Here is a 17,290-nt window from a genome sequence, read left to right on the forward strand (position 1 = left end):
CCGGGACGACCGGTTCGCTTCTTCACCTGCCGCTTAACGCTTCAGATCGGCCGCCGTCAGCCCCTTCACGACGGCGTCGTCGACCTTGACCACACGCCCGTTCTTCCACTGCGCCAGATGGAAGTCGGCAACGCCCAGCGCCTCGTGCTGCTCCTTGCTGAAGGGCTTGTCGTAGAGCTTGATGATGCCCTGGACCTTGCCAAGGTTCTCCAGCGCCTGCTGAAGCTTCGGACCATCGGTGCCATCCGCCTGCTTGACGGCGGCGGCGATCAGCATCACCGCGTCATACCCTTGAGCGGCCGAAACGAAGGCAGGCATGTTGGGATACTTGGCGATGAGGCGCTTGTTCAGCGCGACGGCGCGCTCGTTCGCGTCCTCGGTCGTCGAGGCGGCGAAGATCGTCTTCTCGGAGAGCTTCTGCCCCGCGATGTTGACGAGCGGCGTGTTGATCGAGCTCCAGGTCGAGAGCAGGCCGGGATAGTAGTCCATCTTTTCCATGCTCTTGAGCACTTGCGCCGTGGCATCTCCCAACGAACCGGAGAGCACCATATCGGCACCGGCGGCCTTCAGCTTGGCGAGCTGCGAGGTCATGTCGGTGTCTTTGGGGCCGAACTTTTCGATGCCGACCGGCGTGATGCCGTGCAGCGCCAGGATCTCCTGCAGGTCCTTCGTCGCGGCCTGGCCGTATCCGGTGGTGTCCGCGATGATCGCGATCTTCTTCGTCTGGGAAGCCTTGACCGCATAGGCGGTGAGCAGGGCGAGCTGCTCCCGGTCGACCATCGAGACGCGGAAGATGTAGTTCTGCGCTTCCTTGGCGTAGCGGGCGGTGATGTCGGTCGCCGTCGCGACATGCGATATCACCGGCACCTTCTTCTGCTGCGGGATGTGCAGCCAGGCCAGGGCGTTGCCGGAATTGGTCGGGCCGACGACGGCAGCGACCTTCTCGTTGTCGATCAGCTCGTTCATGTTCTGGATCGACTTGGGCGGCGCGCCAGCATCGTCGCGCACCACGCCGACGATCTTGCGGCCGAGCACGCCGCCCTGCGCGTTCAAATCCTCGATCGCGGCCTGGAAGCCGTAAAGGCCAGCCAGACCGAGCTCGGCGGCGCCGGTGGCCGACTGGTCGGCATTGTAGCCGATCTTGATCTCGTTCTGGGCGAAGGCCGGCAGCGCCAGTGTCATGCCGGTCGAGACCAGCAATGCGCCAAGCGCGCGACGGGAAATCAGGGTGTTCATGCACGTTCCTCCGGTGGTTCGTCCGCTTTGCGCGGTTCTGTGGTGATGGATGGTATCGCGGCGTCTAGATGGTGTGGTCCTGGCTCGAAGCCGCGTCGTTATCCGGGGCAAGCCCGCGATTGGAAAAGCCGCTTCCTGACATGGCGAGCATGCTTCAGCCCCCGCGCCGCCGTTCGGCGAGCAGCTCGCGGGCCCGGTCGACGCGGACATCGTGGTTGCGGGCGAGCTCAGCGGCGACCGCGTCGATCTCCGCGCCCTCGGCCCCGGCGACGATGGCGATGTTCCGGGCATGCAAGGCCATATGGCCGCGCTGGATGCCTTCCGTCGCCAGCGCCCTGAGCGCCGCCATGTTCTGGGCGAGCCCGACCGCGACCGTGACCTCGGCCAGCTCCTGTGCCGTCTTGACCCCGAGCAGGCGCAGCGACCATTGCGCCAGCGGATGCGTCTTGGTGGCGCCGCCGACCAGACCGAGCGCCATCGGCATCTCGATCGAGCCGACGAGATTGCCGTCGCGATCCTCCTCCCATGTCGTCAGCGAGGTATAGCGGCCGCTGCGTGCTGCATAGGCATGGGCGCCGGCCTCGATCGCGCGCCAGTCATTGCCGGTCGCGACCACGACCGGGTCGATGCCGTTCATGATGCCCTTGTTGTGGGTGGTGGCGCGGTAGGGGTCTATCGCCGCGAAGACGTAGGCGTCGAGCATGCCCTCGATCATCCGCCGGCCAGAGAAGTCCTTTGTCGCCAGCGCTGCCTCCGGAACGGTGACGGTGGCACGTGCCAATCTGAGATCGGCGAGGTTCGACAGGATGCGCAGGCGAACCGTTCCGCCGGTGACGCGCTCGACGATCGGCGCCACCGTCTCGGCCATGGTGTTGACCGTATTGGCGCCCATCGCATCGCGTACATCGACCAGCAGGTGCATCACCACGATCGGTCCGCGCGGCGTTTGCGGGAAGACATGGACCTCGATGTCGCGACAGCCACCGCCGAGCGAGACCAGAACCTTGTCCTTGGCATTGGCGGCGGCGACGATCTCGTCGCGCGCGGCGATGAGCTTGTGCCGCGCGCCCTCCGGATCGCCGATGCCGAGAAGCTGGACCTGCGCCCGCATGATCGGGCGGTCGCTCGACGTCCGGAAGCCGCCCGAGCCGCGCGCGATCCGCGCCATATAGGAGGCGGCGGCGACGACGGAAGGCTCCTCCACCGCCATCGGGATCAGATAGTCCCTGCCGTTGACGGTAAAGTTCGTCGCGACGCCGAGCGGCAGCTCGAACGTGCCGACGACATTCTCGATCATGCCGTTGGCGAGATTGAGAGGCAGCCCGCCGGGCTGAGCCAGCAGGGCTACGTCCTCCGGACCGAGGCCGGCAGCGGCCACCGCCGTGTCCAGCCGCGCGGCACAGGAGAGGCTACGGTAGTTTTCGATACGCGAGTTCACTGGGCGCGCGACGCCATCGCGCGCTTCTGCCGTCGTCATGGTGTTTCCTCCACCCGCAGCCCGGGCCTTCTGTCGGCTTATCGCCCGACTTGTTGATTGACAGGCTCAAGCAAAGGCGGGACAGGAACAAGGGACAATTTGCTGACAAACCCATTCTCTGTACCAGTCAGTTTGCTGGTACGACCGCGAGGGGCGATGGATAAGCAGGCCGAGGTCAACCGAACCGAAGGCATCGTTGCGCGCATCGTCCGTGCGATCGAACAAGGCCTGCTTCAGCCGGGCAAGCGCATGGGATCGTTGCGGGCAGCGGCGGAAGAATACGGCGTCTCGAAGAACACCATGGTCGAGGTCTATGACCGGCTGGTCGCGCAGGGGCGGCTCGAGGCGCGGCGCGGCTCCGGCTTTTTCGTTCGGGCGCCAGGCCAGCGCCCCAACGACGTCGCTCCGCCGCATATGACCGAGGCGATCGACATCGTTTCGCTGTTGCGCGAGCAGCTTTGCCAGGTCCATCCCGTCCGCGTCGGAGACGGACGCCCGCCAGCGTCCTGGATGGAGGATTCCGAACTCGGCCGCCATCTGCGCATGCGCACCGGCAAGGGCGATCCGCCGGCAGAGCACGGCTACGGCGACCCAACGGGTTATCCACCGCTGCGCGCCCAGATCGGACTGATGCTGGCGGAGCGCTCGATCCATGTCTCGCCAGCGCAGATCTTGATGACTTTCGGCGCCAACCACGCCCTCGACCTGATCATCCGCCATCTCCTGCAGCCCGGCGATACAGTCCTTGTCGACAGCCCCGGCTACTATCCGCTCTTCGGCAAGCTGAAGCTCGCGCGCATCGAGATGGCGGGCGTCCGGCGCCGGGCGGACGGCCCGGATCTCGACGATCTGGCAGCTCAGATCGCGCGGTATCGGCCCAAGGTCTTCTTCACGCAGTCGTTGGCGCATAACCCGACCGGCGGCTCGCTCACTCTGCCGGTCGCCCACCGTCTGCTTCAGATTGCGGCTCACCACGATCTGACGATCGTCGAGGACGACCCCTTCTCCGACGTCTTGCCGGTCAGCGCGCCGCGGCTCGCCGCGCTCGATCAGCTCGAACGCGTGATCTATGTCGGGACATTCTCAAAAACGCTCTCGGCCAGCCAACGTATCGGCTACGTGGCGGCAAGCCCGGCACTCACCCGTTCACTGGGTGACATGAAGATGCTTACCGTTGTGAACAGCTCCGGCTATCTGGAGCGCCTGGTCAGCGATCTGATCGCCAGCGGCCAGTATCGCCACCATCTGAAGCGCCTGCGCGAACGCATCGGCAAGGCCACGGCGCGCGCGCTCGGCAATCTCGAGCAACTCGGTCTGCCCGTTTTTGCGCGCCAGGTAGGCGGCTATTATCTTTGGGTCGCATTGCCATCGGGGCTGGACGACCTCGCGCTCGCGCGCCGCGCCTCGGAGCAAGGGATCTTCATCGCGCCCGGCACAGTCTTCCTTCCTGACAGGCGTCAGCTGGAACTGGACGGTGGGTTGAACGGCATGCGGGTCAACGTCGCCTATGCGGACGACCCGGCCTTTGTCAGCTTCCTTCAGTCGGAAATGGCCAGTTTCGCCAAGCTTGCTTAGATCAGCCGGCCCCGAGACGTTTCCACTCGGCTGTGTGGCTTCAGAGGCAAGAGCCGGGCTGCTGTCGGAGATCGAAGTCCCGCCGGCCACTTAATCCCTTCGATGAACGGGCCGTTGCAATCTGGGAGATCGTGACCAGCAACGGTGAGCCATGCGTCTCCGCGAGACGGCGAGCAAATCCCGACCCGGCAAACCCAAATGGTAGAATCGACCTGACCGTTTGCGCACAAACGGGCGTCCGACCAGTCGATTGTACTCAATTATCAGGATGTTTCGATATTGCCGGCAGTCCCCAAGGCATTTTCCGGTCGACTTCATGCTCCATCGGCAGCATTATACCGGGGCTCGACTACATGCGAGGCCTGTATATGCGGCGACGCCTGCGAGAGACCAGGACAAGGCGAAATTCTACTCGCGGCTTGATGCCTGCACTTGCGCCGGGTCTCTTTGGGCTCTTGGCGGCTTTGCCTGCCTGGGCGCAGTGCGCGCCCGATCCGCCGGGACCAGGCGCGACGGTGACCTGCTCGGGCTCCGATAGCGACGGTTTCGCGGCGCCCGCCAATACGCCGCTCACCGTCGATGTCGTGCCGGGCGGCACCGTCCTGCAGGCTCCCGCGACGGGACAGGCCGTCACCTTCGGCCTGAACACGGCTGGAAACGTGCTCAACAACAATGGCTCGATTGCCGCTTCCGGAAACGCCGCCACCGCGTTGACAGGCGTGACTTTCTTGTCCGGTACGGGCGCCGGCACGAGCATTCTCAACAATTTCAGCAGCATCTCCGCCACCAACGCGGGGGCCGGCAACGCGCTCGCCATATCTCTCCTGCAAGGCAACGCGATCTCGACGATCCGGATCGTCAATGCCACCGGCGCGACGATCGCCGGAACGGCGACGGGAGGCGGCGCCGGCGTGGGCGTGAACCAGAATTTTGCGGCGGGCGCTTCAGCCCGCTCGCTGGTGATCGACAATAGCGGGATCATTCGCGGATCGACCAATGCGATCGCTGCCGGCACCGGCGCGTCCAGCGCCGCACAGACCATCGTCATCAACAATGGCTTCGGCGGCGCGGCAGCTCAGATCAATGGCGGAACCGGCGCCGCGATCACCTTTGCCGGCAACGGCCTCAACACCCTCAACAACCTCGCCACCGGAACGATCAACGGCGACATCGTCAGCACCGGAAACGCCTCGATCGTCATCGACAATTCCGGCGTGATCAACGGCAACGTCAATCAGGGCAACAGCGCCGATACCTTCATCATGCGCGGCGGCGTGGTGAACGGCACCGTCGATCAGGGCAGCGGCCTCGGCGATGGCGTCGATCGCTTCACGATGACCGGCGGCACGATCAACGGCAACGTCAACCAGGGCGGCGAGCTGGACTTCGCCACGATCTCCGGCGGCGTCATCACCGGGGGCCTGAACGAAGGCGATTTCGTCACGGTCACCGGCGGCCAGATCGGCTCGATCGACATGACGCTCGCCAACAACATCCTCACCATGTCGGGCGGGCTCGTCGTCGGCAATGTGCTGGCGGCTCAGAACAACGACACGCTCAACCTGGCCGGCGGGCGCATCGGCGGCCTCGTCAATTTCGGCAACGGCAACAACGTCTTCAACATTGCCGGCGGCAGCGTCGGCGGCTTCCTGCTCAGCGGGAGCGGCACCGACACGGTGAACTGGAACGGCGGCGGCGTGCTCGAATCCGGCTTTCGGTTGGGTGCAGGCAACGACGTGGCGACCTTCACCAACCTGACGACAGCGAACATCGTGCCGGGCGCCGTGATCGACGGCGGGCTCGGTGTCGACCGCCTGACCTGGGTCAATACGAGCGCAACCGGCGTCGCCCGCTTCACCAATTGGGAGCTGTTCGAGCTCACCAACAACTCTCAGCTTACCTTCGCCAGCACGCTCACGCTCGGCGATGCCGGCAGCGGGACGGGAACGCTGTCGATCGACGCGACGAGCACAGTCTTTGCCGGCAACGGCATCCATGCGATCGCGCCCTTCACGGCCGGCCAGTTCATCACGGTCAGCAACGCCGGCACCGTCGATCTCACCAACGGCCCTGCGGCCGCGAGCGACAGCCTCACCATCATCGGCAGCTATATCGGATTGAATGGCGGCTTGAGGTTGCAAACGGTGCTCGGCGACAGCACCTCGCCCTCCGATCAGCTGATCATCTCCGGCGGCTCGGCGAGCGGGCAGACGGGCATCACGGTCGTCAACCTGGGCGGAACCGGCGCACTGACCCTGGGCAGCGGTATCCGGGTTGTCGATACGATCAACGGCGCGACGACCGCGGCCGGAGCCTTCACGCAGGCGGGGCCGATTGCGGCGGGGGCCTTCGAATACGCTCTCTATCGCGGCGGCGTCACCCCTGGCACCGAGCAGAATTGGTATCTTCGCTCCACCGCGCCAGCGCCGTCCACCGTGACGCCGCAACCTCAGCCGGCGCCGGGAGCCCCAACCGCCATCTTGCCGCCATCCCCGGGCGCGCCAACGATCGCGACGCCAGACGGGCCGGTGGTGGCGCTCTACCGCCCCGAAGTAGCGCCCAATGCGCTGTCTCCCGCAACCGCGCGCATGCTCGCCCTCGGCACGCTCGGAACCTTCCACGAGCGCCAGGGCGATCAGGAGCTGTTGCGGGCAACCGGCATCGCATCAGCCGGATGGGGACGCGTCTTCGGCCAGCAACGAGAGCAGCGGCTTTCCGGCGATGTCAGCCCGGAATTCAAAGGCAGCATCATCGGCCTGCAAACCGGCCTCGATCTCTATGGCATCGACCGGCCAAGCGGTCACCGCGACCGCTTCGGCGCCTTCTTCGGCTATGGGAGAGCCGAAGGTGATGTTCGCGGCTTCGCCCTCGGGCAGGTGCGTGCATCCACGGGCAAGCTCGGGCTCAATTCCTACAGCCTTGGCGCCTACTGGACCCATATCGGACCGAGCGGCTGGTATGTCGACACCGTCCTGATGAACAGCTGGCTGGATGGCACGCCGCGTTCCGACCGCGGCATTCGTTCGGAGGCGGACGGTTCGGTCTTCACCGGCTAGGTCGAGGCAGGCTATCCCATTGCGCTGGGCGGTGGCTTCGTCCTGGAGCCGCAGGGCCAGCTCATCTGGCAACGAACATCGCTCGATCGGACGAGCGACCTGTTCTCCTCGATCGAACAGGGCGGAACCGACGCGTTTACAGGGCGTATCGGCGCGCGCCTGCAGGGCAGCCTGCTCTGGGGCCCGACGGAGATCAGGCCTTATCTGACCGCCAATCTCTGGCGCAGCTTCGGCGGCAGCGACAAAACCTATTTCGATACCAACCTGATCACGACCCAGCGCGAAGCGACCGCCTTTGAAATCGGCGGCGGTGTCAGCGCGCAGATCACCCAGGCGGTGAGCCTCTATGCGAAGGCGAGCTATCTCACGAACACAGATTCGAACCGCAATCGCGGTTTGAGCGGCAATGTCGGGCTTCGCGTGACCTGGTAGCATGGAAGATTGACGCGAGCTTCCAGGCAACATTCGTTCGACGAGATGTTTCGAACCACGTCAGATTCTCGTGAAGGCCGACCCGTCTCCGGGGCTGGGAAACGGACATTCGCGGCCAGCCGAACGCCATATCTTCACGGCGAGCAGATTGTCCCGGATGGCCTATTCTGGCGCGCGCAGAATCAGGGTCTCATGACACGATCACCTGGAGTGGAGATCGCGTCTGTGACAGCCAGCCGGCATCGACAAACCGGTGCGATGCATCCGACCGAGCAGATCACGAAAACCGAATGGCGCGATAGCGTCTATGAGGTTCTTTCATTTGCTGCCTGCGCCGCCCATTCGGCACCGGACTGGGCCTATCTGGCGGCCAGGCAGCTTATGCAACAGCCAGGTGATGCGGCGATCTCAGCCACTCTGGCCGAGATCGGCAGAGCGGCTGGCGCCGACCGGGCCTGGATGTTCGAGTACGACGACGATCTCCTGCGGTTCAGAAACACCCATGAATGGAGCCGGGAAGGAGTCCACTCCTTCGTCGAGGACCTTCAGAATACGCCGGTGACGATGATCGCCTGGTTGCATCAGTTCCTCGCTGCCGGCGAGGCCGTGATGATCAACCGCGTGGCCGATCTGCCGCGGCCGGCACGCCCGCTGCAGGTGGAAATGCTCCGTCAGGGCGACAAGAGCGTGCTCAGCGTCCCGGTTTTTCACGAGGGGCGGTTGAAGGCCTGCATCGGCTTCGACGCCACGGCCGCGTACCATCGGTGGCCGCCGTCCGACATCAAGGCCCTGTTCCAATCTGCGGAGCTGATCGGGCTGGCGCGCTATGGCGAGCGGGCGAAGCCGGCGCCGAGCGGCAGCGCAAATACCTTCCCGCCGCTGATCTATCTGCGCCGGCAGGGGCGAGCAGTCGGCGTCGAGCTGAACGCGATCGTCGGGGTGCGGTCGGCGCGCGACTATGCGGAGGTCTGGCTTCGCGACGGAACGAAGGTGCTCGACCTGCGCCCGCTGGCTCTCTGGACGGGGCTCCTGCCGTCGGCGTCTTTCCTGCGCATCCACCGCACCGCCATCGTCAACCTGCAGCATGTGCAAGGCCTGGACCGGGCCAGCGGAGACCGCTGGCATATCGCCTTCAGGCATTTCGCCGAGACATGGCCGGTTTCGCGCAGCCATAGACAGGAACTCCGCCAGCGGCTCGGTGTCTGACGAGGGAGATTCCGATACCAACGGGCACGCTCGAAATCCCTTCCGATTGGTAAATTTTCGTCATCAAGCTCGCGCGGTCCGGTCATTCACCGAACCCGCATGTCGATTGGTCGAAATACTGTTGAACTGGGACGCCGGCGCGAACTCCCGTTCTCATCCGATCAGAGGATGAAACACCAGATTCACCGTGCCGCTTCCCCATCTCCGCCTTAGCTCCGTTCTCGGCATCGTCGGCGCGGTCAAGCGCCGTGCGGCGCTCCACTCCCTCCTGCCCGCGGCCCTCGTCGTCGCGCTGTCATCGGGCTTGCCACGTCCGGCGGCAGCCGAAGACCTCGCCCTGCGGGACGCCGCCTCGATGGCCGGCGTCGCGATGTTCCTCAATGCCCGTGCCCCAGGCCTCGTGCTCGCCGTCGTTCACGGACAGGACAGTTTCGTGGCGGGCTATGGTGAGACGAGTCCCGGCAACGGCAAGGAGCCCGATGGCCGCTCGATCGTCCGCGTCGGGTCGATCTCGAAGGTCTTCGCAGGCGATCTTCTCGCCAGCATGGCCGCGGAAGGCCGCGTCTCGCTCGAGGCTCCGCTTGCCCGCTATGCTCCGGCGGGCAAGGCGCCGCTGCCCTTCGGCGACCTGCCGATCACGCTGCTCGACCTCGCGACCCATTCAGCCGGCCTGCCGCGGGAGCTTGCCGATCCCGCCACGCCGCCTGGCGAGAAGAACCCTTTCGCCGGCTTCAAGGCCACTTATTACTGGGACTGGATTGCCACTCACCGCCCCGCCTATCGCCCGGGGACGGCTGCGATCTACTCGAATTTCGGCTTCGGCCTGCTGGGCGAGGCACTCGCGAAGGCGGGCGGCAAAGCCTTCGCGGACCTTGTCCAGACACGCATCACGGCACCGCTTGGGATGTCCGACACTGGCTTCGCGCTGTCGGAGACCCAGAAGCCTCGCCTGATGTCCGGGCTCGACCCGCTGGGCAAGCCCGACCCGAACTGGGAGGTGACCGAGGTGATGCAGGCCAGCGCCGGCATCTATTCCACGGCCGACGACATGGTGAAATGGATGCGCTGGCATCTGGCGGACGACATTGCCGGCCAGCCGGCCCGCACGCTCGCCCATGCGATATGGCGACCGCATGACGGGCTCACCCGACTTGTCGGAGTCGAGGCGACGGATTCGATCGGCATGGGGCTCGGCTGGATCGTCAGCCGCCCGCGCGAGCGCGTCCCCCTGCTCCTCGGCAAAAGCGGCGGCCTCGGCGGCTTCATGAGCTATGTCGTGCTCGCGCCCAACCGGAAGCTCGGTATCTTCGTGTCCGTGAGCCGGGTCGATTTCGGCATGTTCGAGGGGTTGCGGCAAGCGGTCCGCGATCTGGCGGCAGAGCTAGCGCCGGCACAGTAGGACGGCTCTGACCCATGGCACAGCCGGGCATTCGGGGGACGGGACAAGCGGCCGGCTCGGGAGCCGAGCGCGTCCCCCCTGTTTCGGTATCGATCGCCACAGCGACCGGAAAGCCGCCGCGAAACAGCCTCCTGTCCGAGCTGTCCTCGACGACGGCGTTCACCGGAGCCGCCCGGGTTCTGGCTGCGTCGGTCACCTTCTGCGGTCTTGTCGCAGCAATTGTCCCCGCCCAGGCGCAATATGTGGCCGGCGGCAGCGGCGGCTCGGCAGGGCCCTCGTCCGATCATGGCGTCCAGTCCGGGGGTGGCGGCTTCGTCGGAGGTGGCAATCCCTATCAGGGCGGTAGCGGCGGCGGCGGCGCCAGCGATCAAGCGGGCTCTCCAGGCGCTTCTGCTGGCGGCGGAAGCGGCGGACATGGCGGCAAGGGCGGCACGGCGGGAGGGGCTGGCGCCATCGGCCCGGTCACGAGCGGCCTCGGCTCGCCGCTTCCCTCCGGTTCGGTCTCCGGCGCCGCGGGCGGTGGCGGTAACCCGGGCGGCACGGGGGACAAAGGCATCGACTTCGGCAAGGCGGGACGGGCCGGCGGCGGTGGTGGCGGCGGCGGCGGCGGCGCGCTCGGCTGGCAATCCGGCTTCGGCACCACCGTCACCGGCATCGGCCAGCAGATCAGCGGCGGCGCGGGTGGCGCGGGCGGAGCCGGCGGAACCGGCGGCAATGGCATTCTGAGCTACTGGATCTACATGAATCTGGCCCAGCCCGGCGGAGTGGGCGGTGGCGGTGGCGGTGGTGGCGGCGGCGGCCCTGGAATCGTCGACCATGGCTGGCTGACCATCGCGACGAATGGCCTGGTGACCGGCGGCGCTGGTGGCAAGGGCGGCAATGGCGGCATATCCGGCACCAGCTACGGCGGAACCGGCGACGGCATCCCGACCTGCACCTACACCGAATTCGGTGTCTCCTGCACCGACTTCCCGAGCCTGCCGGCCAGCCCCGGCTATTCGGGATCGGGAGGCAGCGGCGGCGGCGGCGGATACGGCATCCTCGGCCTCAAGCTGGGCAGCACCAACTACGCGATCACGAGCCAGGCGGGAGCCACTATCCGCGGCGGTGACGGCGGCGCCGGCGGCAACGGGTCGGTCGGCGGCGAGGTCGCCGGAAACGGCGGCAATGGTGGCAATGGCGGTGGCGGAGTCTTCCTGGACGACGGCTTCTGGATCGACAACAGCGGCACAATCGCCGCTGGAAACGGCGGCCGCGGCGGCAATGGCGGTGGTGGCCTCACCGCCGGCAATGGCGGCAAAGGCGGCAACGGTGGCGATGGCGTCCTTGTCCAGAACGGCACCGTCCTCAACGCAGCCGGCGCAGCGATCTCCGGCGGTAACGGCGGGGCCTCGGGGAAGGGAGCCGTCGTCACGCAGGGTACGAGCGGGAGCGATGGCGAGGCCGGCGATGGCGGCAGCGCCATCCGGATGCAGGGCGGCCCGAGCATCACGAATTTCGGCACCATCGCCGGGGGCAATGCCGGTGCGGGCAGCACCGCGGCGCGCGGCGGAAGCGGCATCCTCGCCTTCGGCTCCACCACGGTCGTCAATGGCGGCACGATCAGCGGCGGGCTCAATGGCGACGGGACACGCGCGCCCGCCATCATCCTCTACAACGCGATGAGTGCGCTGGAGCTGCGAGCCGGGTCGAACATCGTCGGCGACGTCCGCGGCGCGTTCGCGCCACGGCTGATCTTCGGCGGAGACCAGAACAGCAGTTTCGACCTGTCGGCGCTTGGCAGGACATACAAATCATTCCCGCTCCTCGTCAAAACCGGCCTGAGCACCTGGGCGCTGTCGGGAACGCCGCTCGCGTCAAACCGGGAGGTGGATGTCGAAGGGGGAACGCTGGTGCTCTCGGCCGGAGCCAGATTGCTGACCTATGGCGATGGATACATCAACCGCGCCTCGGGCCCCTCGGCCGAGATGCGCGTCGCGGGAGCCAATGCCAGCTGGGAGGTTTCCAATGCCTATAGCGGCAGCGGCGGCATCACCGTCGGCGACACCAGCAGCGGCAGCCTGACCGTCGCGGCTGGCGGAAAGGTCCGCGCTATGGCCGTCACAGCTGGCGACAAGGCGGGCGGCGACGGCAACGTCACCGTGACGGGAGCCGGATCGAGCCTGACAGCGGACGCGATCACGATCGGGCTTTCGGGCACCGGCGCGCTCACGGTTTCGGATGGGGGCAGCGTCAGCCCGGGCGGCAGCGGCAGGATCGACGTCGCCAGGAACGTCGGCAGCAGCGGCGCGGTCAATATCGGCACAGCAGCCGGCCAGGCTGCGGTCGCTCCGGGAACCCTGGCGGGCGATATCCGCTTCGGCGCCGGCTCCGGCGCACTTGTCTTCAATCATATCGCCAGCGACTACAGCTTCTCCCGCACCATCTCTGGCGCCGGCAGCATCCGCTTCCTCTCGGGCACGACGACCCTGACCGGCAACAGCAGCGGATTCACCGGCGCGACCGCTGTAGAAGCCAGTACGTTCAGGATCGCGCAGGGCGCGCAGCTCGGCGGCACTCTCGCGATCGGTGCGGGCGGGCGTGTCGAGGGCGAAGGCCGCATCGGCGCGACGACGATCGGCAATGGCGGGACGCTCGCGCCCGGCGGTGCAACCTCGCTGACGATCGCCGGCGGCCTGACCGCGAATGCCGGAGGTACCCTCACGCTCGGGACGGCGGCGCCGCTGCTCGTCACCGGCGATTTCACGCTCAACGCCGGCAGCTTCGTCGGCTACCAGCTTCCGGCCACACTGGCCGGTGTCGCCCTTCCCGGCTCCTCCGCCGTCCAGGTGAGCGGCAATCTGGCGCTCAACGGCGCGCTGCTCAACATCGGCATCGCGAGCAGCAGCGCGCAGCCGGGCATCGGCTACCAACGTCTTTTCACCTATGCAGGCGCGCTGTCCGGCAACCTGCTCCTCATCGGCTCCACGCCGCCGACGACCCCTATCGCCTACAACTATCAGGTCGACACCACACGCAGCGGCGTGGTCGACCTGCTGGTCCAGCCCAATGGCCTCAACATCCTGCAGCTCTGGGGCACGACCTCCTCGGGAGGCGGCACGGGCAACTGGAACGCCGGCAACGCGAACTGGCTCGATCTCGGCGGTAGCGTTCCGACGAGCTGGGGCTCCGGCTATGGCGTGTTTCGCGGCCCCGGCGGGGTGGTGACGATCGACGGTGCGCACAACGCGGTGGGGCTTCAGTTCGCCGGCGGCAGCTACACCCTCGCGGGCGGCGCAGGCGGCAGCCTGAACCTGCACAGTTTTAGCGGCGGCGGCTTCTCGATACCGGTTCCCGAGATCAGTGTCCTTGCCGGCGAGACGGCGACGATCTCGGCGACGATCACCGGATCGGACGGCCTCGCCAAGACCGGCGACGGCACGCTAGTCCTCGGCGGCGCCAACAGCTATGGCGGCGGAACCACGATCGCGGGCGGCGTCCTCCAGATCGCCGGAGACGGCAATCTCGGCGCGGCGAGCGGCGGACTGACCTTCCAGAATGGCAGTCTGCGCACAACAGCGGATATGCTGTCCGCCCGCAACGTGATCTTCGGCGGTTCCGGGGCGTTCGATACAGATGCGGGTACGACGCTACGGCTGAGCGGCAATCTCGGCGGAGCGGGCGGCCTGCTCAAATGGGGCGACGGCACGCTCGCCCTGTCCGGCAGCAACAGCTGGGCCGGCGGCACGCTGATCAGCGCCGGCACCGTGCGGGCCGAAAGCGCAGGCGCCCTGCCCTCCCACACAGGCTACGTGCTCACCGGCGGAAAGCTCGATCTCAACGGGTTTCCGTTGACCGTGAGCCTGCTCGCCGGCACTGGCGGCGAAGTTGCGCTGGGCAACAGCGGCGACCTGACGATCGACCAGATTCAGGACAGTGCCTTCGCCGGCACGATCACAGGCAGCGACGGCATGCTGACCAAGGCGGGCGCAGGGACGCTCCTGCTGACCGGCATCAACACGCATGGCGGCGGCACCTCCGTCATCAGCGGAACACTCGCCATCACCAGCGACGCGAATCTCGGCGCGGCCGCCGCCCCGCTCCTGATCTCCGGCAGCCGATTGGCGGCGCTGGCGAACATCGACAGCACCCGGCCGATCATCCTGCAGGGCTCCGGCGTCATCGATACGTTGATCGGGACCACCTTCAAGAGCAGCGGCCTCATGCTCGGCGATCACCTGACCAAGGAGGGCAGCGGGACGCTCGTTCTGGCCGGCACCGCCGCTCACACCGGCGGCACGACCATCACCGCCGGCATGCTGCAGATCGGCGATGGCGGGACGAGCGGCACTCTGGCCGGCGATGTCGTCAACAACAGTCTGCTCAGCTTCAACCGCTCCGACAACCTGACCTTCGCGGGGACGATCTCGGGCGCCGGCGCCGTGATCCAGTCGGGCAGCGGCGTCACCACCCTCACGGCGGCAAACAGCCATGCGGGCGGCACCGCCATCCTGGCCGGCACTCTGCAAGCCTCGGCGGATGCCAATCTCGGCGCCGCCGACGCACCACTCAGCTTTTTCGGCGGAAATCTGCGGTTCGGTGCCGGCTTCACCCTCGGCCGAGCGCTGCTTCTGCCCGGCAACGGCACGCTCGACACGAATGGCTTCGATGCGACGGCCTCGGGCGGCATCTACGGTGTCGGCGACCTGATCAAGACGGGAGCGGGCTCGCTGACGCTCGCCGGGCCGAGCTTCTATCGCAATACAATCGTCCAGGCCGGCACACTGATCGGCGATGCGTTTTCGATCCGAGGCGACATCGCCAATAATGGCACCGTCATCCTCGACCAGCGTGCCGATGCGAACCTTGCCGGCGCGATCTCCGGCACGGGCAGCCTGCTCAAGGCCGGCGGGGGCCTTCTCGAGCTGACCGGAAACAGCGCCGGATTCACGGGGGCGACCACCGTCACGGCCGGAACGCTTGCAGTGAACGGCACGCTCGGCGGCTCGCTCGATATCCAGTCCGGCGCGAGGCTCCAGGGCAACGGGACCGTGGGCGCAACAACGCTTCGATCCGGCGCGACGGTGGCTCCCGGAAATTCCATCGGCACGCTCAGCGTGGTGGGCGACATCACATTCCAGACAGGGGCGACCTACGAAGTCGAGGTCAACGCCGAAGGAACGCAGAGCGATCTGGTCCATGCCAGCGGCACGGCGCGCCTCGACGGCGGCAGCGTCGTGCATATCGGCCAGGACGGCTTCTACAAGCCTTTCCAGCGCTATCGGATCCTCGCCGCGGATGGGGGCGTCGCGGGCCGCTTCGACGGGGCTTCCTCCCGATTCCTCTTCCTCGATCCGACGCTCGCCTACGATGCTACCGGCGTCGACCTGACCCTCGTGCGCAACGACCTGCCCTTCGCCGCGGTCGCGCAGACGCGCAATCAGACACAGACCAGCCTCGGCCTGGAGGGGCTTTCCGACACGAATCCGCTCTGGCAGCGCTTCACGCAGCTGCGGGACACCGAGGTTGTCCGACAGGCCTATGACAGCCTGTCAGGCGAAATCCACGCCTCCGCCAAAACGACACTGATCGACGGCAGCTCGATAATCCGGGATTCGGTCAGCGAACGGCTCCGCTCCGTCTTCGCCGCCATCGGCGCGCCACGGATCGCCACCCTGGCCTATGCATCGAGCGCGGGCACGGCTTCGACCCTGACGGAACCCAACCTTGCCGCATGGGCGCGCGGCTTCGGTTCCTGGGGGCACACAGAGGGCGATGGGAATGCTGCCTCGCTCAGGCGCGCGACGGGCGGTATCATGGCCGGCGCGGATGCCGCGCTGGGAGAGAATGTGCGCATCGGCATCGCCGCCGGCTACTCCCGTTCGACCTTCTCGGCTCCGGGCCGTGCATCGTCCGGCGAGACTGACAGCTATCATATCGGCCTCTATGGCGCCGCGCGCTTCGACCGCCTCCGGCTGAGCGGCGGACTGAGCTATACCGGCCACGACATCTCGACTTCGCGGCTCGCGGCCTTCCCGGGCTTTGCCGAAAGGCTCACGGCGGGTTACCGCGCCGGGACGCTCCAGGCTTTCAGCGAAGCCGCCTATCGCTTCGATCTGGGGCGCTTTGCCCTCGAGCCCTTCGCCAATCTCGCTTACGTCGCGCTGCGAACGGATTCCATCCGCGAAGAAGGCGGCGCGGCGGCCCTCTTTGCCAAACCCCAGACGAGCGCGGTGGCCTTTGCGACGCTTGGGATGCGCATCCAAATGCAGTTCGAGCTCGCCGGAGCAGCAGCGACACTGAACGGAACGCTGGGCTGGCGCCATGCCGGCGGCGACGTCGTGCCGGTTTCCTCGCAGGGCTTTGCGGGGGGAGCGCCCTTCTCGATCGCCGGCGTCCCTATCGCGCGCGATGCCATGATCGTCGGTGCGGGCATTGGCGCCAGAATCGGGCAGAACGCCGAACTGGACGTGTCCTACCAGGGCCAGATCGCGAAAGGCGCTGCCGATCATGCATTCAACGCGAGGCTCGCCGTGTCGTTCTAGGCGTCCGGGCCGGTCCGCATCATCCACGCCAGAATCGCGTGAGGGCAAAGGCCGTTGCGGATATCCGGAATGGATATTCGAGCAGCGGGGCCCGAGGTCAGATCTCCAGGATGTTTCTGAGCCAGAGATCTTACATCTCGCCGCGCCCGATATGTTGACAAGCAGAATCGAAGGGGTTACCGCGGTTCTGTCCGGCTTGGATCGGACCTTCTTTACAGCATCAGCAAGCATAAAAATGGACAGCTACCCTAGCTGCGCCCATTCGGCTGCAATTGTGGCCTGCCGGGCGCAATCTCAACTCTGCAAGACTGCCCCCGGACGCACCGGCCGGGCGGGTTTCGCACGGCTCTAGGGCTGTCCGTCGCTCGCCTTCGATCGGTGCGAA

Annotated in this window: 6 protein-coding genes and 2 pseudogenes; 6 read left to right on the forward strand and 2 right to left on the reverse strand. The window is 66.6% G+C overall.

What is annotated here, in order from left to right:
• Positions 1 to 33: 33 nt before the first annotated feature.
• Complete coding sequence (locus AC2FAN_RS01905; protein WP_485172514.1) at positions 34 to 1,236, reverse strand: ABC transporter substrate-binding protein; 1,203 nt, start codon at positions 1,234 to 1,236, stop codon at positions 34 to 36.
• A 154-nt stretch (positions 1,237 to 1,390) separates the two neighbouring features.
• Positions 1,391 to 2,713 carry a hydroxymethylglutaryl-CoA reductase, degradative gene (locus AC2FAN_RS01910; protein WP_485172515.1) on the reverse strand — a complete coding sequence of 441 codons (1,323 nt, stop codon included), beginning with the start codon at positions 2,711 to 2,713 and terminating at the stop codon, positions 1,391 to 1,393.
• A 156-nt stretch (positions 2,714 to 2,869) separates the two neighbouring features.
• Here AC2FAN_RS01910 and AC2FAN_RS01915 point away from each other — a divergent pair.
• The 6 genes and pseudogenes from AC2FAN_RS01915 to AC2FAN_RS01940 all read left to right on the forward strand — a co-directional run.
• Positions 2,870 to 3,025: pseudogene (locus tag AC2FAN_RS01915) on the forward strand (hypothetical protein); the annotation flags it as partial.
• 198 nt (positions 3,026 to 3,223) lie between these two features.
• Positions 3,224 to 4,288 carry an aminotransferase-like domain-containing protein gene (locus AC2FAN_RS01920; protein ID WP_485173042.1) on the forward strand — a complete coding sequence of 355 codons (1,065 nt, stop codon included), beginning with the start codon at positions 3,224 to 3,226 and terminating at the stop codon, positions 4,286 to 4,288.
• A 1,334-nt stretch (positions 4,289 to 5,622) separates the two neighbouring features.
• A pseudogene (locus AC2FAN_RS01925) lies at positions 5,623 to 7,776 on the forward strand (autotransporter family protein).
• A gap of 258 nt (positions 7,777 to 8,034) precedes the next feature.
• Positions 8,035 to 8,982 (forward strand): LytTR family transcriptional regulator DNA-binding domain-containing protein, encoded by a 948-nt coding sequence (locus tag AC2FAN_RS01930; RefSeq protein WP_485172516.1) that lies wholly within the window; start codon positions 8,035 to 8,037, stop codon positions 8,980 to 8,982.
• Between the two features lie 187 nt (positions 8,983 to 9,169).
• Positions 9,170 to 10,381, forward strand: coding sequence for a D-alanyl-D-alanine-carboxypeptidase/endopeptidase AmpH (gene ampH / locus AC2FAN_RS01935; RefSeq protein ID WP_485172517.1), 1,212 nt, complete (start codon positions 9,170 to 9,172; stop codon positions 10,379 to 10,381).
• Between the two features lie 14 nt (positions 10,382 to 10,395).
• Positions 10,396 to 16,905, forward strand: a complete 6,510-nt coding sequence (locus tag AC2FAN_RS01940; protein WP_485172518.1) for an autotransporter domain-containing protein — start codon at positions 10,396 to 10,398, stop codon at positions 16,903 to 16,905.
• Positions 16,906 to 17,290: the final 385 nt, after the last annotated feature.

The organism is Allobosea sp. RIT-PG3_2 (genome assembly GCF_057321085.1).

Coding starts and splice junctions, on each gene's coding strand:
- AC2FAN_RS01905 (WP_485172514.1), bottom strand. CDS start 1,236: ATGAACACCCTGATTTCCCGTCGCGCGCTTGGCGCATTGCTGGTCTCG.
- AC2FAN_RS01920 (WP_485173042.1), top strand. CDS start 3,224: ATGGAGGATTCCGAACTCGGCCGCCATCTGCGCATGCGCACCGGCAAG.
- AC2FAN_RS01930 (WP_485172516.1), top strand. CDS start 8,035: ATGCATCCGACCGAGCAGATCACGAAAACCGAATGGCGCGATAGCGTC.
- AC2FAN_RS01910 (WP_485172515.1), bottom strand. CDS start 2,713: ATGACGACGGCAGAAGCGCGCGATGGCGTCGCGCGCCCAGTGAACTCG.
- AC2FAN_RS01940 (WP_485172518.1), top strand. CDS start 10,396: ATGGCACAGCCGGGCATTCGGGGGACGGGACAAGCGGCCGGCTCGGGA.